Below are 21,414 nucleotides of genomic sequence, written 5' to 3'. Positions count from 1 at the left end.
TATCCGAAGGAGCCCTGACATGAAAGGCACGAGAAGAAGACCCGGCGCCGCCCTCGTCGTGGCGCTGGCCCTGCTCGCGGTCCCCGGCGTCTGCCCACCCGCCCACGCCGACGCCGACGCCGCTCCCGCGTTCCGCGACCCGGACCTCCCGGTGGCCGCGCGCGTCGACGACCTGCTCGCCCGGCTCACCCTCGACGAGAAGGTCTCGCTGCTGCACCAGTACGAGCCGGCGATCCCCCGCCTCGGCATCGGGGCGTTCCGCACCGGCACCGAGGCCCTGCACGGAGTCGCCTGGCTGGGGAAGGCGACGGTGTTCCCGCAGGCGGTCGGGCTCGCGTCGACCTGGGACCCGGCCCTGATCGGACGGGTCGGCTCGGCGGTCGGCGACGAGGCGCGCGGCTTCCAGCAGGAGCGCCCCGACGGCTGGGGCCTGAACCTGTGGGCACCGGTGGTGAACCTGCTGCGCGACCCGCGCTGGGGACGCAACGAGGAGGGCTACTCCGAGGACCCGTACCTGACAGGGTCGATCTCCACCGCGTACGGCGACGGTCTCACCGGTGGCGACCCCGACCACCTCAAGACGGCACCCACCCTCAAGCACTACCTCGCCAACAACAACGAGGCGCACCGCACGACGACCTCGTCCGACCTGCGCCCGCGGGTACTGCACGAGTACGACGAGGCGGCCTTCCGGCCGGCGATCGCGGCGGACGCGGCGACGGGGGTGATGTCCTCCTACAACCTGGTCAACGGCCGTCCCAACACGGTCGATCCCGACCTGGACGACGTCGTGCGCGGCTGGACGGACAAGGATCTCCTCAACGTCACCGACGCCTTCGCCCCCGGCAATCTGCTCCCCGGCAACCAGGACTACTACCCCACGCTCACCGAGGGCGACGCCGCCGCGCTGAAGGCGGGCATCGACAGTTTCACCGACAACAGCGCCGACCCCGGTCCGACCACGACGGCCGTCGAGTCCGCCTTGGAACAGGGCCTGTTGAAGGAGTCGGACGTGGACACGGCGGTGTCCCACATCCTCGCCGTCCGTGTCCGGCTCGGCGAGTTCGATCCGGGCGGCGGCCGGTACGGCTCGATCGACAGCTCGGTGATCGACAGCCCGGCGCACCGGAAGCTGGCCCGCGAGGCGGCGACGAAGGCCGCCGTCCTGCTGAAGAACGACAAGACGCTGCCGCTGAAGGCGTCGGCCAGGAACGTCGCCGTCGTCGGCCCGCTCGCCGACACCCTCTACACCGACTGGTACTCGGGGACGCTGCCGTACGCGGTCACCCCGCAGGACGGCATCGCGGCGAAGCTCGGCACCCCGGTGGCGAGCAGTGAGGGCGCGGACCGCATCACCCTCAGGAACACGGCGACCGGCCGGTACGTCACCGCGGGGGCGACGGCCGACGGGGCGGCCCTGAAGGAGAGCGCCGAGAACGGCACCGCGTCCCGGTTCGACGTCTTCGACTGGGGATCCGGCATCGTCACGCTGCGCTCCGCCGCCAACGGCAAGTACGTCGGCTACAACTGGTCCGGCTTCGTCAACGACCAGGTCCAGCCCAACGGCTGGTACGTGCAGCAGCAGTTCGTGCTGGAACGGCAGGACGACGGCAGCAGCCTCCTGCGGTACGCGGGATACGAGACCGCCGAGTCCTGGTGGTCGAACCCCGTCTACCTCGGTCCGACCGGCGACGACGGCACCCTCGGCCTGGTGCCGAAGGAACGGGCCGCCCACTACGACAAGGACGTCGTGCGCAGCGGCGTCGACGAGGCGGTGGCCGCGGTGAAGGGCCGGGACGCCGCGGTGGTCGTGGTCGGCTCGATGCCGTCGATCAACGGCCGCGAGGACCACGACCGCACCGACATGGGTCTGGCACCCGCGCAGGAAGCCCTGGTCGAGGCGGTGCGCGCGGCCAACCCGAAGACCGTCGTGGTCGTCGAGAACAGCTACCCGACCACGCTCGGCGCCCTCCAGAAGAAGGTCCCGGCCGTGCTGTGGACGACGCACGCGGGCCAGGAGACCGGCAACGCGCTCGCCGACCTGCTGTACGGGGACGCGAACCCGGCCGGCCGCCTCACCCAGACCTGGTACGCCTCCGAGTCGGACCTCCCGTCGATCCTGGACTACGACATCATCAAGTCCGACCGCACGTACCAGTACTTCAAGGGCCGGCCGCTCTACCCGTTCGGCCACGGCCTCTCCTACACGTCGTTCCGCTACGGCGGGCTGAAGCGTGTCGACGGCGGTTACGAGGTCTCCGTCACGAACACCGGTGCCCGGGCGGGCGACGAGGTCGTGCAGCTGTACACACACCAGCGGACCTCGCGCGACAAGCAACCGCTGAAGCAGCTGAAGGCATACGCGCGGGTGTCGCTGAAGCCGGGCGGGACGAAGACGGTGCGGCTGGGGCTGCGCACCGAGGACCTCGCCCACTGGGACGTCACGCGCTCGCGCCCGGTGGTGGAGAGCGGCACGTACGACGTACTGGTCGGGGCGTCCTCGTCCGACATCCGCGCCCGTGCCTCGCTCGCGGTGCGGGGCGAGACGATCCCGCCGCGGGACCTGACGAGGGCGACGCGAGCCGAGAACTTCGACGACTACGCCGGGGTGCGGCTGGTCGACGAGTCCAAGGTGCGCGGTACGGCGGTGGGCGCCACCGGCGACCGTGCCTGGCTGAAGTTCGCGGACGCCCGGCTCGGACCGGGCACCGGACGGTTCACCGCCCGGGTGGCCGGGACGGCGGGCACGGTCGAGGTGCGCCTCGGCGCTCCGACGGGCACCCTGCTCGGCACCGCGCACACGGACGGCACGGCGTCCCCGTACTCCTACGAGACGGTGTCCGCCACCATGGCCGCCGCCACGGGACGCGAGGACGTCTACCTCGTACTGAGCGGCGGTCTGCGCCTGTCGTCGTTCACGCTGCGGTGAGCCGGCCCGACGAGGTGATCCGCTGAGGTCCGGGGGCGCCGCCCGGGCCACCTGAAGGAAAGGCCCCGCTGCCGTGGCAGCGGGGCCTTTCCTCTGTGTCCAAACATGGGATGAGTGGAGATGGCGGGAATCGAACCCGCGTCCAACGGTGCAAAATCAGGGCTTCTCCGTGTGCAGTTCGCTGTGATTTTCTCAGCCCCGGCGATCACGCGAACAAGTCGCCGACGGGCTCAGTCACTGTTTGATTTCCTTCTGCACCCCGCGACCGGGTTCAGAAGTTTAGTTCCCTAGCTGATGCCAGGATCCGGGTCGGGAACAGCCCCGGGCTGACACTTCGCAAGTCGCTACTTAGGCAGCGAGGGCGAAGGAATCGCGCTTGGTGTTGGCGATTATTTTTTGCGACATATGGTTTACGAGATCATTGCCGCTTCCTCGACACGCTTCCCCTGCTTCAACAGCCGCTGTCGAAACCGATCATCCCCATGTTGTTTTTTCAAACCGGGACCTTCCGGCCCCTGGACCTTTCGGTCCGCGCACCCTCTGTGAGGTGCGTTGCCATCGTACGTGACCAACGCACGACGATGCCAGCCTATTCCTGCGGGCGGCGGCCTAGGCGCCCCGCTGCTTCCGCTTGGCCGCCGCGATCGCGCGGTCCGACTCCCGCCGGTCCTGCTTCTCACGCAGTGTCTGCCGCTTGTCGTACTCCTTCTTGCCGCGGGCGAGGGCGATCTCCGCCTTGGCACGACCGTCCTTGAAGTACAGGGCGAGGGGCACGATCGTGTGACCCGTCTCCTGCGACTTCGACTCCAGCTTGTCGATCTCCTCGCGGTGCAGCAGCAGCTTGCGCTTGCGCCGCACGGTGTGGTTGGTCCAGGTGCCCTGGCTGTACTCGGGGATGTGGGCGTTGTGCAGCCACGCCTCGTTCCCGTCGATCTGGACGAAGCCGTCGGTCAGCGAGGCACGTCCCTGGCGCAGCGACTTCACCTCGGTGCCGGTCAGCACGAGCCCGGCCTCGTAGGTGTCGATGATCGCGTAGTCGTGGCGCGCCTTCTTGTTCTGCGCGACGATCTTGCGCTTGCCGTCCTTGGCCTTGGCGGAGCCGCCCCCGCCCTGCTTCGGCTGGGACTCCTTCGGTACGTACATTCCCTTGCTCATAGTGCTGGCCATTTTCGCACCACACAGGGGTGTGGGGGAAAGCCGATTACGCGGACCGCGAGCAGCAGCTCAGCGGGCGTCCCCGAGACCACTCAGCACGGTCTCGGCCCGCTCCAGCGACTGCTTGTCCGCCTCCAGGTCGGGGGTGATGCCCCGGCCGTCGACACCGCGCCCGGACGGGGTGCGGTAGTGCCCGACGGTCAGCTCGGCGACGGAGCCGTCGGGCAGCCGGCTCGGCATCTGGACCGAGCCCTTGCCGAAGGTCCTGGAGCCGACGACGACCGCGCGGCCGCGGTCCTGGAGGGCGCCGGTGAGCAGCTCGGCCGCGCTCATCGTGCCGCCGTCGACGAGCGCGACCAGGGGTCTGGCGGTGTCGCCGCCGGACTCGGCGTGCAGGGCGCGCTGACGTCCGTCCACGTCGTACGTGGCGACGAGGCCGCCGTCGAGGAAGGCGGAGGCGGCGGTGACGGCCTCGGAGACCAGGCCTCCGGAGTTGCCGCGCAGGTCGAGGACCATGCCCGCCTCGCTCGGTGCCTGGGTGACGGCGGTCCGTACCCGGTCGCCGACGCCCTTGGTGAAGGCGGCGACCTTGATCACGACGACGCCGCCGGGGAGCCGGTGCACGGTCACGGGATCCGTGGAGAGCCTGGCCCGGCGCAGGGTCTCGGTCCATTCGCGGGTGCCGCGTTCCAGGCCGAGGGAGACCTCTGTGCCGGCCGCCGCGTCGTCCGCGTCGCCGCGCAGTAAGGACACGACCTCGGTGACGGGCAGGCCGTCGACCTTCTCGCCGTCCACACTGCGCAGCCGGTCGCCCTCGCGGATGCCGGCGCCCGCCGCGGGCGAGCCGGTCCGGACGCGCGTCACCTCGATGTGTCCGTCGCGCTCGCGCCGGGCCGACAGCCCGACGCCGGTGTACTGGCCGTCGAGCGCCTCCTCGAACTCCTCGTACTCGCCCTGGGAGTAGACCGCGCCCCAGCGGTCCCCGCTGCGGCTGACGGCGCGCTCGGCGGCCTCCATGGGGGACTTGCCGTCGGCCATCGCCTCGGCGGCGGCCGCGGTGACGTCCTCGTGGTGGGCGGCCGGCGTGGAACGGGCGTCGGAGGAGCCGGGAGTGCGCGGTCCGCGGCCGGCGTCGGAGAAGGATCCGGTCGCCGCTCCGGCGACGAGGACGCTCGCGAACACCAATGTCAGGGCCGCCCCGCGGCGGATGCGGCGGGGCTCACAGAACAGGTCACGGCCTGACATGCCGGTGAGTCTAGGACAAGGCGAAGGGCCGCACCGCCGGTTGACGGTACGGCCCTCTTGGCATGTGTCACACCTTCAGGTACTTGCGCAACGCGAAGAACGCGGCCAGCGCGGGCATCAGCAGACTTGTCGCGAGGATGAGCGGCAGCTTGGTCAACACGGCGTCCCAGCCGATGAAGTTGATCAAGTTCAGCTTCTCGGACAGGGCCAGACCGTGGTCGATGATGAAGTACCGGGCGATCAGCAGGAATCCGCAGGCGACACCACCGCCGATGAGCCCGGCGACCGCGGCCTCCATGATGAACGGCGCCTGGATGTAGAACCCGGAGGCGCCCACCAGGCGCATGATCCCGGTCTCCCGCCGACGGCTGAACGCCGAGACGCGCACCGTGTTGACGATCAGCATCAGCGCGACGACGAGCATCATCGCCATCACCGCGCGTGCGGCCCAGTTCATGCCGTTGAGCAGCCCGAAGAGGTTGTCGAGGATGCCCTTCTGGTCCTGCACGGACTGCACGCCGTCCCGCCCGTTGAAGGCGGTCGCGATGACCCGGTACTTCTCCGGGTCCTTCAGCTTGATCCGGTACGACTCCTGCATCTGGTCCGGCGTGAGGGAGCTGGCCAGCGGGGAGTCGCCGAACTGCTCCTTGTAGTGCTTGTAGGCCTGGTCCGAGGACTCGTACGAGACGTTCTCGACGACCGTCATCTTGTCCAGGTCGGCGAGGATCTGCTTCTTCTGGTCGGCGGTCACGGCGCCCTTGGCGCACTTGGGGTCGGACTCGGCGTCGCTCTTGTTGCAGAGGAAGATCGAGACGTTGACCTTGTCGTACCAGTAGCCCTTCATCGTGTTCACCTGGTCGCTCATCAGGAGCGAGCCGCCGAACAGGGCGAGGGACAGGGCGACCGAGACGACGACCGCGAAGGTCATCGTCAGATTGCGGCGGAGACCGACACCGATCTCCGACAGAACGAACTGGGCGCGCATGGCGTCTTCTTCAGACCTTTCCGTGGACGATGATCAGTGCTGGTAGCCGTAGACGCCGCGTGCCTGGTCGCGGACGAGACGGCCCTTCTCCAGCTCGATGACGCGCTTGCGCATCTGGTCCACGATGTTCTGGTCGTGGGTCGCCATCACCACGGTCGTGCCCGTGCGGTTGATGCGGTCGAGCAGCTTCATGATGCCGACGGAGGTCTGCGGGTCGAGGTTTCCGGTCGGCTCGTCGGCGATGAGCAGCTTCGGGCGGTTGACGAACGCACGCGCGATGGCCACGCGCTGCTGCTCACCACCGGACAGCTCGCCGGGCATCCGGTCCTCCTTGCCGCCCAGGCCGACGAGGTCGAGCACCTGGGGGACGGACTTGCGGATCTCGCCGCGCGACTTGCCGATGACCTCCTGCGCGAAGGCCACGTTCTCGGCGACGGTCTTGTTCGGCAGGAGCCGGAAGTCCTGGAACACGGTCCCCAGCTGGCGGCGCATGTGCGGCACCTTCCAGTTGGAGATGCGCGCGAGGTCCTTGCCCAGGACGTGCACCTGACCGTGGCTGCACCGCTCCTCGCGGAGGATCAGCCGCAGGAAGGTGGACTTTCCGGAGCCCGAGGACCCCACGAGGAACACGAACTCACCACGCTCGACCTCCAGGGAGACATCCCTGAGAGCGGGGCGGGTCTGCTTGGGGTAGACCTTGGAGACATTGTCGAATCGGATCACGGATGCACCACGGGTCGCCGGGGGTAGGTGTGCGTGACCATACGCGAACCGGGTGTGCGTCCGCAGTCGGCGTACGGGGTTTGCGCGAGGCTCGCACGTTTTGTCGGGGATCTGAAGGGGCGGGGCCGCCCGATTCACGAGGGTCCGGGGGCGCGGGCCTGTGACGCGGGCCGGGGAGGCCGGGCCCGGGGAGCGCGGGCGTCCGGATGTCGCCGTTCCTGGGGCTGGGGCCCGTCGGCGCGGGGCAGGATAAGGCGAGCCGCGCCGAAATCCGCGGAACCTGGCACAGTGGAGGGGGAACGGTTGCGTACCCCGCAGCGTTATGTACAGCGTTGTGTACGCGGAGATGGCGCAAGGAGGGCGAGCGCATGACGTACGACCGATTGGTGTGCGCGAACTGCGCGGCGCCCGTCAGCGAGGGCCGCTGCCCGGTCTGCCGCGCGAACCGTGAGCGGCTCCAGCAGGAGAGCCCCTTCGCGGGCCTGAACCCGATGGCGCTGATCGCGCTGCTCGCCGTGCTGATCGCGGCCCTGGCCCTGGTGGCCCACCAGACGGTCTGAGACCCCCGGGATCCCGGGCGGAGCCGGCCGTACCGCATGCATGGTCCCGGCCGACCTCACGCGGGCGTGAGCAAGACCACATGTGACCGAGAACACGAGAAGGCCCGGAGCGAGCCGCTCCGGGCCTTCTTTCATGCGTGGTGCGCCCGTCAGGCGGCGGCACCGCCGCGGCCGCCCATGACGCGCGGCATCATCCGGAAGCCGATGCCGCCGGCGATCATCGTCGCGGCGCCGATCAGCAGGAACGTGGTCTGACCGGCACCGGTCTCGGCGAGCTCGCCGTCCTTCTTGCCCTGGGCCGAGGTGTCCGAGCCCGTGTCGGTGAGGGCCGAGGAGCCCTCCTCCTGGGCGGAGGAGCCACCGTCGGGGTCGGCGTTGTTGCCGCCGCTGCCGGAGCCGCTGGTGCTGCCGTCGGTGGGCTCGGTGGTGGAGGTGGGCTCCTCCGTGGGCTGGGTCGGCTCCTCGGTGGGCTCGGTCGGCTCCTCCGTCGGCTCCGTGGGCTCCTCGGTGGGCTCGGTCGGCTCCTCCGTCGGCTCCGTGGGCTCCTCGGTGGGAGTCGGCGTGTCGGTCGGGATGCTCGTCTCGGTCGGGGTCGGGGTCGGGTCCTCGTCGCCGACGCTGACACCGATGCCGACGTTCAGGTCGAGCGCCGAGGCCGCACCCGCGGCGGTCAGCGAAGCGCCCGCGGCAATCACCGCACCGGCGGCTATCCGCGCCACGCGGATCCGCGTCTTCTTGGTCATCTGCCTGCTACCCCCAGTAGCTGATCGTCAATGGAGCAGCGTCCAGGGCCACGGCGTCACAGGCGACTTGGGCTCAAGCCCCCCGGTGCACATGCGCCCCAGTGATACGCATGCCACGCGTTACCCTTCCCAGTTTTCAAAGCATCGTCAAGGTCGTTGCGTACGCGATGTCCGTATCAACATCATTTGCCTGCCGTGAGGACATGTGACTGTGACGTAAAACCCAGACAACCCCCACACAAAAGGCAACTGCCGTCCATTGGACGGCAGTTGCCTTGTCGACAAAGAGGTCCGAACAGGACCTGTTCGTGCCCGCCTACTTCTCCTGCTGCTTGCGCCAGCGAATTCCGGCCTCGAGGAAGCCGTCGATCTCGCCGTTGAACACGGCCTCGGGGTTGCCGACCTCGCACTCCGTACGCAGGTCCTTGACCATCTGGTACGGGTGCAGCACGTACGAACGCATCTGGTTGCCCCAGGAGTTGCCGCCGTCGCCCTTGAGGGCGTCCATCTTGGCCTGCTCCTCCTGCCGGCGCCGCTCCAGCAGCTTGGCCTGCAGAACGTTCATGGCCGAGGCCTTGTTCTGGATCTGCGACCGCTCGTTCTGGCAGGAGACGACGATGCCGGTGGGAAGGTGGGTCAGCCGCACCGCGGAGTCGGTGGTGTTGACGCCCTGACCGCCCGGCCCGGACGACCGGTACACGTCGACCCTGAGCTCCGACTCGTCGATCTCGATGTGGTCGGTCTGCTCGACGACGGGCAGGATCTCGACACCGGCGAAGGAGGTCTGGCGACGCCCCTGGTTGTCGAAGGGCGAGATGCGGACGAGCCGGTGGGTGCCCTGCTCCACGGACAGCGTTCCGTACGCGTACGGGGAGTGGACGGCGAAGGTGGTGGACTTGATGCCCGCCTCTTCCGCGTACGAGGTCTCGTAGAGCTCCGTCTTGTAGCCGTGGCGCTCCGCCCAGCGCAGGTACATGCGCTGGAGCTTCTCGGCGAAGTCGGAGGCGTCGACGCCGCCGGCCTCGGCACGGATGGTGACGACCGCCTCACGCGAGTCGTACTCCCCGGACAGGAGGGTGCGGACCTCCATCTCGTCCAGCGCCTTGCGGACGGACGCGAGCTCGGTCTCGGCCTCGGCACGGGTGTCCGGGTCGTCCTCCTCCTCGGCCATCTCGAAGAGCACACCGAGATCGTCGATGCGCCCGCGCAGCGCCTCGGCCTTCCTGACCTCCGCCTGGAGGTGGCTCAGCTTGCTGGTGATCTTCTGCGCCTCGTCGGGGTCGTCCCACAGGGACGGCGCCGCCGCCTGCTCCTCGAGCACGGCGATGTCTGCCCTCAGCTTGTCGAGGTCCAGGACGGCCTCGATCGACTCCATGGTCGAGGAGAGGGACTTGAGCTCTTCGGATACATCGACGACTGCCACGCCTCCAGCGTAACGGCTACGGCAAGCGGGGCTCGCCGCTCGCCCTCGCGGGGCAGGACCAGCCGCTCCGGCGCCGAAGATCGGCCCCGGCGGCGTTCGAGGAGCGGGGTCCGGGGCCGAGCCAAATTCTCAGCCCCTCCGGCGTTTGAGGAGCGGGTTCCGGGGCGGAGCCCCGGGAACGGGACGGGCAGGGGCGGAGGGGGCGAGAAGGGCCTGTCGCCCGACCCCGGCCGCCGTGCCCGGGCACGGCCCCAAAGGCACCGCCCACCGGCACACGGCACCCCGGGGCCACGGCGAGGCGTGCGTCACGGCACCCCGGCGTCACGCGCAGGCGTGCGTCACGGCGAGGCGGGCGCCGAGTTCTTCGTGTCCTGGGGCGTGGCGTCCGCGTCGTCGCCGGACACGGCGATCCAGGTCCCCACCCCGATCGCGGCGACGAGCACCGCCCCCGCCACCCCGAGCGTGATCCGCCGGCGCCGCGCGGAGGCCCGATGACGTGCGGAGCCCGGCCGTGGCGCCCCGGTGGCGCGCGGCGCGCGAGCGGTCCCGCGCGCACCCCCCGCCAGTTCGTCGGGAGCCGGCACCCGCATCGACGTGTGGGTGTCCCGGTTCGAGTCGGGCGCGGCCCCCGGCACCAGCGGCACCGCCCCGCGCCGCTGCCGCGCGACGGGGGCGGACGGCTCCGCCGTCTCCTCGTAGGCCTCGTCCGGTTCCGCCGCCTCGGAGTCCGGGGAGTCGACGTCCAGCGGCGGCATCCCGGCGAGCAGCGGCAGCTGCTCCCGCAGCCGCGCCCCGAGCTCCGACGCCCGCAGGCGCGAGGCCGGCGCCTTCGCCAGGCACTGCACGATCAGCTGCCACAGCTCCTCCGGGATGCCAGGCAGCGGCACCACGGTCTCGGTGACGTGACGGCGCAGGACCGCCCCCGGGTGGCCGCCGCCGAAGGGTGTGAACCCGGCGAGCAGCTCGTACAGCACGGTCGCGAGGGCGTAGATGTCGACGGCCGCCCGCGGGGGCAGCCCCTCGATGATCTCGGGGGCGAGGTAGTCCGGCGTGCCGATGATCTTCGTGGCACGGGTCCGCCGGGGCGAGTCGATGAGCTTGGCCACCCCGAAGTCGGTGAGCAGGGCGGGGTGCGAGCCGCCGGGGCCGAGCGGGCCCTGCATGTCGAGCAGGACGTTCTCCGGCTTCACGTCCCGATGGACGACGCCCGCGGCGTGCGCGGCGGCGAGGCCGTCCGCGACGTCGGCGACGATCGCGACGGCGGCCTCGGGAGCGAGGCGCCGCTCCCGGTCGAGGCGGGTCCGCAGATCGGTGCCGCGGACGAGGTCCATGACGAGCGCGAGGTCGTTGCCGTCCACCACCAGGTCGCGCACCGAGACGACGTGCGGGTGGTCGAGTCCGAGCAGCGCCGTGCGCTCCTGCACGAAACGCCCCACGAGCTCCTGGTCGGACGCGAGGTCCTCGCGCAGCAGCTTGATGGCGACGGGCCCCTCGGGGCCCTCGCCCAGCCACACCGTGCCGGCGCTGCCCCGTCCCAGGATCTGGTTCGCGGTGTACCGGCTGCCGATCTTCCGTGCCAAGACTGCTCCTACAGACGCGTGGTTGCCGCTAAAAGTACGCGTCCGTGGCCCCAACCTTCACCGCGGAGACGGAAATCACCCGCCAGGTGTCGACAAATCACCAGAGTCGGCTTCCCCGAGGGCCGGACACGGCAGACTCCGCCGGCGGAAGTCCGCCGGCGGAGGTTCCTGTCGCAGGGTCAGTTGCCGGACGAGCCGCCGCCGAGGTCACCGATCCATCCGGTGACCGTGTTGAACCAGTCGCTCAGCTGGGCCCAGTAGCCCTTGGTGGTCCCGATCCACTCCTGGAGCGGGCTCAGCTCCCAGATCAGCCATCCGGCGACGAACAGGATGACGAGGGTGAACAGACAGCCCTTCAGGCAGCCGAGTCCCGGGATCTTCGTCGGGTTGGCGCTGCGCTGACGGGGCTCGCGCGCCTGGCGCGGCGCCGGCTGCTGCGGCGGCGCGTAGCGCTGCGGCTGGGGCTGCTGCTGGGGAGCGGGGGCGTAGCGCTGGGGCTGCTGCTGCGGTGCGTACTGCTGCGGCTGCTGCTGGGGGTAGCCGTACCCGGGCGGCGGCTGCTGGCCGCGCTGGGGCCGCTGCTGCGGCCGCGCGACCTGGCGCTGCGGACGACGCCGCAGCGGGTCCTCGTTCGGGTCCAGGTACTGCACCTGGGTCTGTTCGTTGCGGTCGCGGGCCGCGCGCAGCTGGTTCTGCCAGGGGTGCGGGTCCTCGGGCTGTCCGCCCTGCCCGCCCGGCTGGTGCTGCGGCACGGGCGGCATGACGGCGGTCGGGTCCGCCGCGCCGCGGTGCGGCAGGACGGACGTGGGGTCGGCGTCACCGGTGTGCTGCATCACGCTGGTCGCGGCGTTCGGGTCGTACGCGCCCGCCGGGGCGCCGTGCGGCAGCACCTGCGTGGGGTCGGCCGCGCCGGGCGTGCCGGGGACGGTCGCCGGTGCCGGGTCGGGGGCGAGCAGCGCCCCCACGCCCTCCGCGGCGGCGATCTGCGCGGCGTTCGCGTGCACACCGACGCCCGCGGCGACGGCACGCAGTCCGCGCGCCAGGTTCTCGGCGCTGGGCCGCTCGTCCGGGTTCTTGCGCAGGCAGCGTTCTATGACGGTCCACAGCGGGTCCGGCACGGTCGACGGGCGCCGCGGCTCGGCGCTCAGGTGCTGGTGCAGCACTTCGAGCGCGGAGCCGCCGGAGAACGGCGGGCGACCCGTGACCAGCTCGTACAGCAGGATGCCCGCACCGTAGATGTCGACCGCGGACGTCTGCGGACGTCCTTCCGCGGACTCGGGCGCGACGTACGCGGGCGTGCCGACGAACTCGTGCGTGCGCGTGAGGCCCGGAGAGTCGGCGAGCCGGGCGATGCCGAAGTCGGTCAGCATCGGGTGCATCTGGCCGGCGTCCTGCTTGAGCAGGACGTTCGCGGGCTTCAGATCGCGGTGCACGACGCCGTCGGCGTGGCTGGCGGCGAGCGCGTCGGCGACCTGGGCGGTGAGCAGGGCCGCGGCGACCGGGCTGAAGGGCCCGTTCTCGCGGAGGTAGCGGTGCAGGTCGGGACCGTCGACCAGGTCCATGACGAGCGCGAGCAGATCGCCCTCGACGACGAGGTCCCGCACCCGCACGATGTTCGGATGGGTCAGCCGGAGCAGCACCGAGCGCTCCCGCAGGAACCGCATCACGACATCCGCGTCGCTGGCGAGTTCCTCCTTCAGGACCTTGATCGCCACGGTCTCGCCGGGCTGGCCCGCGACGGCCGCCTCGGCGCCCGCCGTCTCCCTCTGGCGGGCCCGCCAGACGGTGCCTGTGGCGCCGCGCCCAAGCGGCTCCTCAAGGAGGTACTTGCTCCCTACCGGCCGCACGTCATGCGCTCCCTGTTGCTTGCTTGCCTGGTCCGTCCACCGTGATCACCGTGGTAAAGGTGTGTCCGACCCACTCTAGTGCCGCCGTACGCGGCACCGGGCTGTCGTCCCCGTGTGCTTCCCATGGGTTCCACGCGCACCTGTGCCTCGCATAAGCGCTTACGTACGCGTTCCCGTACATGTTCGATGGAAAGACGCTCGGTCCGGTCACTTGGTTGCCGAACCCCGGACGTGACCGATCTCAAGCGGACACCGGTCGGGCACTGGTCAGGCACTTTTGCGGGCAGAGCCGACCAATCAAGATCACTTACGGGTGGGGGGCGGGCGTGTTGTCGGTGGCAGGTGCGAGGATGCCCTCAGTACTGGCCGACGTGCCCGTGTGCGGTGGGGGAATTCTGCGGTGGGGGACCGCAGCGCAGCCTCGTCCTCGTCGCGGACACCTGCGCGGAAGGGACCCCGGACGGCGATGCAGATCCGGCTGACCGTCGTAGACCCGCTGGGCCCGCCCTCGGAGCCACGGGGGCGAGCCGCGGCCTGCGATGTGCTGGTGACCGCGCCCGCCGGGACGGCGCTGGCAGCGGTCGCTTCGGGGCTGGCCTCGGCCGTCGGCGGGGAGGCGGGCGGCGCCCAAGCCGAGCGGGGACGGGACCTCGGGGGCGGCCCGGTCGTGCTGTACTCGGGCGCGGAGCGGCTCGACGCGCAGCGCTGCACGCTCGGCGAGCCCCCGCTGACGGACGGCGCGGTGCTGTCCCTGGGAGCGCCCGCGGAACCGGGCCCCGAGGTGGACGACGTCGCCCCCCAGCTCCATGTGGTCGCGGGCCCCGACGCGGGCGGCGTCCACCTGCTGCACGGCGGCCAGATCCACATCGGCCGCTCCGCCGACGCGGACGTCCCCCTGGACGACCCCGACGTCTCCCGGCTGCACTGCGCGGTCACCGTCACCCCCGAGGGCCGTGTCTCGGTCTCCGACCTCGGCTCGACGAACGGCACCTCGCTGGACGGCGGCCCCGTCGGCACCCGCCCCGTCCGCTTCGCACCGGGCGCGCTGCTGCGCGTCGGGGAGTCCGCCCTGCGGCTTGCGCCGCCCGGGGGACCCGGGGCCCTGCGGACGGCTCCTGACGGCGAGGGCCATGTGCGGGTGACGGCGGCCGAGGCCGACGCCGACGGGGTCACCGCCCCGCGGCCCGACCCGACCGCCGCCGTGCCGCCCACCCGCGCGGAGGGCGCCCCCGACGGACGCACCGGCGACGGAAGCGCCCCCGCCGGCGGCGACACCCCGCACACACATCACGCGTACGGAGCGGCCGAGTGGGGCTCCGCGGGCGGCGGCGTCCCGGGGGCCCAGGAGCACCGCCGCGGCGTACCGGCGGGCGTCCCGGAACAGGGCGGGGCACCCGGCATCGAGAGCAGGCCCCGCGGCACCGGACCGGGCGGTGCTCCGGCGTCCGCGCCGCACTCGGCGGGGGAACCGGGCCCGTCCGGAGCGGACGAGACCTCCGGCACCCGCAAGGGCACCCCGATGCGCGGCACGGACGTCCCTTCGGGCGTCCGCAGGCGGGGCGGCATCGGCGCGTGGGCCCGGCGGCTGGCCGGCGGCCGGCCCGGCCCGGTCGCGGCAGGACATGACGTGTACGAGGAGGGGGAGGCCGCGGCGCGGGAACCGCTGCCCGCCGCACCCCGGTCCCCGGAGAGCTGGCCCGACCCCGCGACGCTGCTGCTCACCGCGCTGGGGCCGGGGTCCCGGCTGTGGGAGCGCGGCCCCGGGCACCCGGAGGCACTCACGGTGCGGCTGGGCACGGCGGACCGGACGGCGCCGGACGGTTCGGGCCTGCTGCCCGCGGTGCCGGTGACCGCCGGTCTGCGGGAGGTCGGTTCGCTGGGCCTGGCCGGACCGCGGGCACGTCTGGCGGGTCTGGCCCGCGCGGTCCTCGCACAGCTCGCCGCGCTGCACTCGCCGGACACCCTGGAGATCGTCCTGATCAGCACGGACCGCTCCCGCACGGCGCAGGAGCGCGCCGCCGAGTGGTCCTGGCTCGGCTGGCTCCCCCACCTGCGCCCGGCGCACGGCCAGGACTGCCGTCTCCTCCTCGCCTACGACCGCGAGCAGGCCACGGCCCGCACGGACGAGCTCCTGCGCCGCCTCGACGAGCAGCTCGCGGAGGCGGGCCGGGCGCCGCAGGGCCGTCCGCGCACGGGCCGCGACGGCACGGACAGCACCGCGGGCGCCCGGCCCGCACCGGACGACCGTGCGGGCCGCCAGGCAGCGGAGGACGGCGGCGTGCGCGGAGCGGCTCGGCGGCCCTCCTGGGCGCGGGACGACGACGCGGACGGCGATCGCTTCGACGGGCCCCACACCGTGCTCGTGGTGGACGGCGACCCCGGCGGCGCGGACGTGCGGGAGGCGGTGGCGCGGCTGGCGCACGAAGGCGCACGGGCCGGGATCCACGTGGTGTGCCTCGCCGAGACGGCCGCGGCATCGCCCGCGTCGCCGGTGACGGAGACGTACGAGGCGGCGTGCCAGGTGTCGCCCGCGTTCCGCGAGTGCGGCGCGGTCGCCCTGCTCAGCGGTGATGTGGCCACGGCGCTGCGCCTGCTGCGGGTCGCGCCGGGCGGTCCGGCCGGGCAACGGCCGGACGGCACCCCGGGTGCGGCGCGCGGCGAGGGCCGCGAGACCGGCCGGGGCGTACGCGGGGACGACACCGCGCACCGCCCGCACGGGAGCGGCCGCTCGGCCGACGCCACGCATGCGGGCTCCGCGTACGGCGGATCCGGGCTCGAAGGGACCGCGCACGGCGGATCCGATCACGGCGTGCCCGGTGGGTACGACGGCACGCGCGCGGACTCGTACCGGCCCGCGGACGACACCGGTCCGCTCCCGGGCGGCCGGGTCTCCCCCGGCGGCACCGGACAGTTGCCGCGCGGCCCCGTGGGCCACGGCACGGTCGCCGCGGTCGACGCCGTGTCGCTCGCCTGGGCCGAGCGGTTCGCACGGGCGCTCGCGCCCCTGCGCACGGACGGCACGCAGGTCGACCGACAGGCGCGGGTGTCGGCCCCGCTGCCGCAATCGGCCCGGCTGCTCGACGAGTTGGGGCTGGCGCGGGCCACCCCCGCATCGCTGATGACGCGTTGGGCGGACGCGGCGGACGACACCGGGGCGCTCGGTGGCCGGGCCCGCGCCGTCCTCGGCGCCGGCCCGCGCGGGCCGGTCGCCGTGGACCTCGCCGTCGAGGGACCGCACCTGCTGATCGAGGGCCCCGCGGGCAGCGGCCGTACGGAGCTGCTGCGTTCCGTCGTCGCGTCGCTCGCCGCCGCGGAACGGCCCGACCGGCTCGGGATCGTCCTGGTGGACGGCCGGGACGCCGCGGGCGGCCACGGCACGGGACACCCGGCCCAGGCCGGCGAAGGTCTCCAGGCGTGTACGGACCTCCCGCACGTCACGACCCACCTCACCGCCAACGACCCGGTGCGGATGCGGGAGTTCGCCCAGTCCCTCAGTGCCGAGCTGAAGCGGCGGGCCGAGCTGCTCGGACGGGTCGACTTCACGGAGTGGCACACCCGGCGCCGGGTGCCGGGCCGTATCGTCGCCCAGCGCTCGGCCCCGTCGTCGCCCGCCGTCACTTCCGGTGGCGCGCCGGGCGGCCCCCCGTCCGGCGCCTCGCCCGGGGCCGCCGATCTCGACGCGCCGCCGAGTTCGACGCTGCGGCTGCGGCCCGCCGCCGCGCGGGAGCGCACCGAGCCGGGACCGCCGCTGGCCCGGCTCGTCGTGGTGGTCGACGACCTGGACGCCCTGCTGGCCCCCGCGCTGGGGTCGCCGGGCCGTCCCGCGGCCGGTTCGGTCATACGGGCCCTGGAGGCGGTCGCCCGTGAGGGCGAGCGGCTCGGCGTGCACCTCGTGGCGGCGTCCGGCACCAACGGCCGCACGGAGGCGTCGGAGTTGGCTCGTTCCCCCGCGTTGCGCATCACCCTCGACACGGTGTCGCCGGGGCCCGAGGAGCCGGCAGCCGGCCGGGGCAGCCTGCACCGCCCGGACGGAAGGGATACACCCTTCCAGGGCGGCCGGGTCACCGGGCGGATCCCCCGGACGGCCACCCTGCGTCCCACGGTCGTCCCCCTGGAGTGGCAGCGCATGGGAGACCCTCCGGCCCGTCGCCCCGTCCGTGAACTGGGCAACGGCCCGACGGACCTGGCTCTGCTCGCCAGCGCGCTGGAGCGTGCGGCGCGCTCGGTCTCCGCGGCCGAGGTGCCGTCGCTGCTCTAGCCACCGGTCCGTCCGGGCACGGGAAGGGGATGAGCGCGACGGCTCTAGCCCCGCTCTCCGGTGCTCGGGCGTTCCGCTTGCGGACCACCGCCCGTCCGACGGGCGCGTCCGCGCGCACCCGCCGTACGGGTGGGAGCACGTCACGACCCAATCACGATCGCTCTCTTGACAGCGCAGGCGCTCTTGCAGCTTTCAAGCCACCGGGCGTAGACCAGATCGCACGGGACAGCGCTCAGACGTTCGACGAGGCTCGAAGAACGGGGCAGTGATGCGCAGGAATCTTCGTACACCCAGGGCCGCTCAGGCCGCCGCGGCCGCCGTCGTCGCGGGCACCCTCATCCTCACCGCGTGCGGCGGCAGCGACAAGGACAAGGACAACAACAGCGGCGGGAAGGAGAGCGGCGGCAGCGGCTCCGTCTCCCTTCCCAAGCTCGACGGGGCCAGCCTGGAGGTCGCCGCCGTGTGGACCGGCTCCGAACAGGCCAACTTCAAGAAGGTGCTGGCGGAGTTCGAGAAGCGCACGGGCGCCAAGGTCACCTTCGTGCCCGCGCAGGACCCGATCATCAACTTCCTCGGTTCGAAGATCGCGGGTGGTGCTCCGCCGGACGTCGCGCTGCTCCCCCAGGTCGGTGCCATCAAGCAGGCCGTCGACAAGAAGTGGGCCAAGCCCGTCGGCAGCGAGGCCCAGGCCCAGCTCGCGAAGAACTACTCGCAGGGCTGGCAGGACCTCGGCAAGGTCGACGGCAAGCAGTACGGCGTCTACTACAAGGCGGCCAACAAGTCCCTGGTCTGGTACAACAACAAGGTCTTCGAGAACGCGGGCGCCAACGAGCCGAAGACGTGGAAGGACTTCCTCGCCACGGCCCGGACCGTGTACGACTCCGGCGTCACCCCCGTCTCCGTCGGCGGCGCCGACGGCTGGACCCTCACCGACTGGTTCGAGAACGTCTATCTCTCGCAGGCCGGACCGGAGAAGTACGACCAGCTCGCCCAGCACAAGATCAAGTGGACGGACCCGTCCGTGAAGGACGCGCTGACCACACTGGCCGAACTGTGGGGCAACAAGGACTACATCGCGGGTGGCCCGGACGGCGCGCTCCAGACCGAGTTCCCGGCCTCGGTGACGCAGACCTTCACCGGCGGCGACCAGCCGAAGGCGGGCATGGTCTTCGAGGGCGACTTCGCGCAGGTCAACATCGCGGAGACCAAGGCGAAGGTGGGCACGGACGCCAAGGTGTTCCCGTTCCCGGCGGTCGGCGACAAGGCGCCCGTCGTCAGTGGCGGTGACGCAGCCGTGATCCTCAAGGACTCCAAGGCCGCGCAGGCACTGGCCACCTTCCTGGCCTCCCCGGACGCGGCGACCGTCCAGGCGAAGCTCGGCGGCTACCTCTCCCCGAACAAGGGCGTGGCGCCGTCCGCGTACCCGAACGCGGTGCAGCAGAAGATGGCCAAGGCCCTGATCGCCGCCGGGGACGACTTCCGCTTCGACATGTCCGACCAGGCCCCGCAGGCCTTCGGCGGCACCCCCGGCAAGGGCGAGTGGAAGGCCCTGCAGGACTTCCTGAAGAACCCGAAGAACGTGGCGGGGACGCAGGCGAAGCTGGAGGCGGACGCGACCGCGGCGTACAAGGGCTGATCCGGCGATGACGTCGGCTACGGCGGGAGGGGCCTCCGGAGCCCCTCCCGCGGCACCGCGGCACAAGAGTGTGACCGGCACCCGCAGAACGGTGGTGGCGCTCTTCCTGCTGCCCGCGCTGGTGCTGCTCGGCGCGCTCGTGGTCTACCCGATCGGGTACTCGGTCGTCCGCAGCTTCTACGACCAGTCCGGTGACGGCTTCGCCGGGATCGACAACTACAAGTCCCTGTTCACCGACGACGGCATCCGCGCCGCGCTGAAGAACAACATCATCTGGGTGGTGTTCGCCCCGACGGTCGCGACCGCGCTCGGTCTGATCTTCGCGGTGCTCACCGAACGGGTGCGCTGGGGCACGGCGTTCAAGCTGGTCGTCTTCATGCCGATGGCGATCTCGATGCTCGCGGCGGGCATCATCTTCCGGCTGGTCTACGACCAGGACCCGGAGAAGGGCGTCGCGAACGCGGTGTGGGTGGGTGTGCACGACACCTTCACCGAGTCGTCGGCCTTCCCGAAGGCCCATCCGGGACGGCAGTCGCCGCTCCGGCCCGACCAGGGCGGCTTCATCACCAGGCAGCCCGTCCGGGCCGGGCAGCCGGTCGCCCTCCCGCTCGTCGGTGTCGCCCCCGACCAGATGCCCGGCAACGCGAAGAAGGCCGCGCAGGCGAGGACCGAGCCCGGCAAGGTCACCGGCACCGCCTGGCAGGACTTCACCCGCGGCAAGGGCGTGGGCAGGCTCGGCCAGGTCGACCCGAGCGAACTCGGCTACCCGGGCATGAAGATCGAAGCGGTCAAGGACGGCAAGGTCGTGGACTCGGCGAAGGTCCGCGACGACGGCACCTTCACCCTCTCGGACAAGGCCGACGGCGCGCTGCTCCGCCTCCCGGCGGACAACTTCCGCGAACCGTACAACGGGCTGGACTGGCTCGGCCCGTCGCTCGTCACACCGGCCATCATCGGCTCGTACGTGTGGATGTGGGCGGGCTTCGCGATGGTGCTGATCGCGGCGGGGCTCGCGGGTGTGCCGCGTGAGCTCCTGGAGGCGGCGCGGGTGGACGGCGCGAACGAATGGCAGGTGTTCCGCAGGGTCACCGTGCCGCTCCTCGCTCCCGTGCTCGCGGTGGTCACCGTGACGTTGATGATCAATGTGCTGAAGGTCTTCGACCTGGTCTTCATCATCGCGCCGGGCTCGTCGCAGGACGACGCGAACGTGCTGGCCCTGGAGCTGTACCGCAAGGGCTTCTCCGAGGACCAGCCGGGCGTCGCGAGCGCCATCGCGGTGTTCCTGCTGCTGCTCGTCATCCCGGTGATGCTGTTCAACGTCAGGCGGCTCAGGCGGGAGGTGCGGCGATGACGGCGCACACCGGAAGTCTCACGAAGACGGCTCCCGCCGCGGAGTCCGGCGCGAAGAGGTCGCTGGGCGCCCGGCTCGCCGAGGGCGTCAGCGGCGGACTGCTGCGGGTGTTCCTGATCGTGGTCGGCCTGTTCTGGCTGGTGCCGACGATCGGGCTGCTGCTGTCCTCGCTGCGCGATCCGCAGGACATGAGCGCGAGCGGCTGGTGGAAGGTCTTCACCGAGCCGTCGCAGCTCACCGTGGACAGCTACCAGAAACTCCTGGAGAACGGCGACATCACCGACTCGCTGGTGAACACGGTGCTGATCACGGTGCCGGCGACCCTCCTCGTCGTGGTGATCGGCGCGCTCGCGGGCTACGCCTTCGCCTGGATGGAGTTCCCGGGCCGCGACTGGTGGTTCCTCGGCGTGGTCGGCCTGCTGGTGGTGCCCGTGCAGGTGGCGCTGATCCCGATCGCCGAACTCTTCGGCAAGATCGGCATCTTCGGGTCCGTGATCGGGGTGGTCCTGTTCCATGTGGGCTTCGGTCTGCCCTTCGCGGTGTTCCTGCTGCGGAACTTCTTCGCGGAGATCCCGCGGGAGCTCCTGGAGGCGGCCCGCCTGGACGGCGCGGGTGAACTGCGCCTGTTCGTCCGGGTCGTGATGCCTCTCGGCGGTCCGGCGATCGCCTCGCTGGGGATCTTCCAGTTCCTGTGGGTGTGGAACGACATGCTGGTCGCGCTGGTGTTCTCCGACTCGGGCAGCCAGCCGATCACGGTCGCGCTGCAGACCCAGGTACGCCAGTTCGGCAACAACATCGACGTCCTGGCCCCCGGCGCGTTCATCTCGATGGTCGTCCCGCTGGCCGTGTTCTTCGCGTTCCAGCGTCAGTTCGTGTCCGGTGTGATGGCGGGCGCCGTCAAGTAGGACACCGAAAAGCGCAGTTGAGGGGCGGTCCGGACACCGGCCCGCCCCTCGGCGTTCACCCGGCATCCCCCGGA

Annotated in this window: 14 protein-coding genes and 1 other RNA gene; 6 read left to right on the top strand and 9 right to left on the bottom strand. The window is 71.7% G+C overall.

Features of this window, described 5'->3' with window-relative positions:
- The first annotated feature begins 19 nt into the window (after window positions 1-19).
- Window positions 20-2,929: a glycoside hydrolase family 3 C-terminal domain-containing protein gene (locus tag ABEB03_RS03030; RefSeq protein ID WP_345640764.1), complete on the top strand. Its 2,910-nt coding sequence runs from the start codon at window positions 20-22 to the stop codon at window positions 2,927-2,929.
- A 112-nt stretch (window positions 2,930-3,041) separates the two neighbouring features.
- Here the strand turns inward: ABEB03_RS03030 and ssrA are convergent.
- The 5 genes from ssrA to ftsE all read right to left on the bottom strand — a co-directional run bounded on the left by ssrA (window position 3,042) and on the right by ftsE (window position 7,037).
- Window positions 3,042-3,411: a transfer-messenger RNA gene (gene ssrA, locus ABEB03_RS03025) on the bottom strand.
- Window positions 3,412-3,538: 127 nt separating this feature from the next.
- The gene (gene smpB, locus ABEB03_RS03020; protein WP_078629443.1) at window positions 3,539-4,084 is read right to left on the bottom strand and encodes an SsrA-binding protein SmpB; all 546 of its coding nucleotides are present in this window, start codon (window positions 4,082-4,084) and stop codon (window positions 3,539-3,541) included.
- A gap of 69 nt (window positions 4,085-4,153) precedes the next feature.
- The gene (locus ABEB03_RS03015; RefSeq protein ID WP_345640757.1) at window positions 4,154-5,329 is read right to left on the bottom strand and encodes a S41 family peptidase; all 1,176 of its coding nucleotides are present in this window, start codon (window positions 5,327-5,329) and stop codon (window positions 4,154-4,156) included.
- 67 nt (window positions 5,330-5,396) lie between these two features.
- Complete coding sequence (ftsX, locus tag ABEB03_RS03010; protein WP_345640753.1) at window positions 5,397-6,314, bottom strand: permease-like cell division protein FtsX; 918 nt, start codon at window positions 6,312-6,314, stop codon at window positions 5,397-5,399.
- A gap of 33 nt (window positions 6,315-6,347) precedes the next feature.
- Window positions 6,348-7,037: a cell division ATP-binding protein FtsE gene (gene ftsE / locus ABEB03_RS03005; protein WP_345640750.1), complete on the bottom strand. Its 690-nt coding sequence runs from the start codon at window positions 7,035-7,037 to the stop codon at window positions 6,348-6,350.
- 368 nt (window positions 7,038-7,405) lie between these two features.
- Between ftsE and ABEB03_RS03000 the strand changes: the two genes are divergently transcribed.
- On the top strand, window positions 7,406-7,597 hold the full coding sequence (locus ABEB03_RS03000) for a hypothetical protein (protein ID WP_028805018.1): 192 nt from the start codon (window positions 7,406-7,408) through the stop codon (window positions 7,595-7,597).
- Window positions 7,598-7,746: 149 nt separating this feature from the next.
- Here ABEB03_RS03000 and ABEB03_RS02995 read toward each other — a convergent pair whose 3' ends face one another.
- The 4 genes from ABEB03_RS02995 to ABEB03_RS02980 form a co-directional block, all read right to left on the bottom strand.
- Window positions 7,747-8,340 carry a hypothetical protein gene (locus ABEB03_RS02995; protein ID WP_345640743.1) on the bottom strand — a complete coding sequence of 198 codons (594 nt, stop codon included), beginning with the start codon at window positions 8,338-8,340 and terminating at the stop codon, window positions 7,747-7,749.
- 316 nt (window positions 8,341-8,656) lie between these two features.
- Window positions 8,657-9,763, bottom strand: coding sequence for a peptide chain release factor 2 (gene prfB, locus ABEB03_RS02990; RefSeq protein ID WP_345640740.1), 1,107 nt, complete (start codon window positions 9,761-9,763; stop codon window positions 8,657-8,659).
- Between the two features lie 338 nt (window positions 9,764-10,101).
- The gene (locus ABEB03_RS02985) at window positions 10,102-11,343 is read right to left on the bottom strand and encodes a serine/threonine-protein kinase (protein ID WP_345640737.1); all 1,242 of its coding nucleotides are present in this window, start codon (window positions 11,341-11,343) and stop codon (window positions 10,102-10,104) included.
- Between the two features lie 179 nt (window positions 11,344-11,522).
- Complete coding sequence (locus ABEB03_RS02980) at window positions 11,523-13,190, bottom strand: serine/threonine-protein kinase (RefSeq protein WP_345640734.1); 1,668 nt, start codon at window positions 13,188-13,190, stop codon at window positions 11,523-11,525.
- Between the two features lie 466 nt (window positions 13,191-13,656).
- Between ABEB03_RS02980 and ABEB03_RS02975 the strand changes: the two genes are divergently transcribed.
- The 4 genes from ABEB03_RS02975 (at window position 13,657) to ABEB03_RS02960 (ending at window position 21,340) form a co-directional block, all read left to right on the top strand.
- Window positions 13,657-17,448 (top strand): FHA domain-containing protein, encoded by a 3,792-nt coding sequence (locus ABEB03_RS02975; RefSeq protein WP_345640731.1) that lies wholly within the window; start codon window positions 13,657-13,659, stop codon window positions 17,446-17,448.
- A gap of 268 nt (window positions 17,449-17,716) precedes the next feature.
- Entirely contained in the window at window positions 17,717-19,084 is a 1,368-nt protein-coding gene (locus ABEB03_RS02970; protein ID WP_345640728.1) for an ABC transporter substrate-binding protein, read from the top strand.
- Between the two features lie 70 nt (window positions 19,085-19,154).
- Window positions 19,155-20,435: a carbohydrate ABC transporter permease gene (locus ABEB03_RS02965; RefSeq protein WP_345640725.1), complete on the top strand. Its 1,281-nt coding sequence runs from the start codon at window positions 19,155-19,157 to the stop codon at window positions 20,433-20,435.
- Window positions 20,432-21,340 carry a carbohydrate ABC transporter permease gene (locus ABEB03_RS02960; protein ID WP_095934717.1) on the top strand — a complete coding sequence of 303 codons (909 nt, stop codon included), beginning with the start codon at window positions 20,432-20,434 and terminating at the stop codon, window positions 21,338-21,340. Before ABEB03_RS02965 ends, ABEB03_RS02960 begins: the two co-directional genes overlap by 4 nt.
- Window positions 21,341-21,414 lie beyond the last annotated feature (74 nt).

Origin of the sequence: Streptomyces siamensis (assembly GCF_039543605.1) — a bacterium.
Classification (GTDB): Bacteria; Actinomycetota; Actinomycetes; order Streptomycetales; family Streptomycetaceae; genus Streptomyces; species Streptomyces siamensis.
The sequence above is the reverse complement of the archived record's forward strand: the minus strand, read 5'-3'. Positions and strand labels throughout refer to the sequence as shown.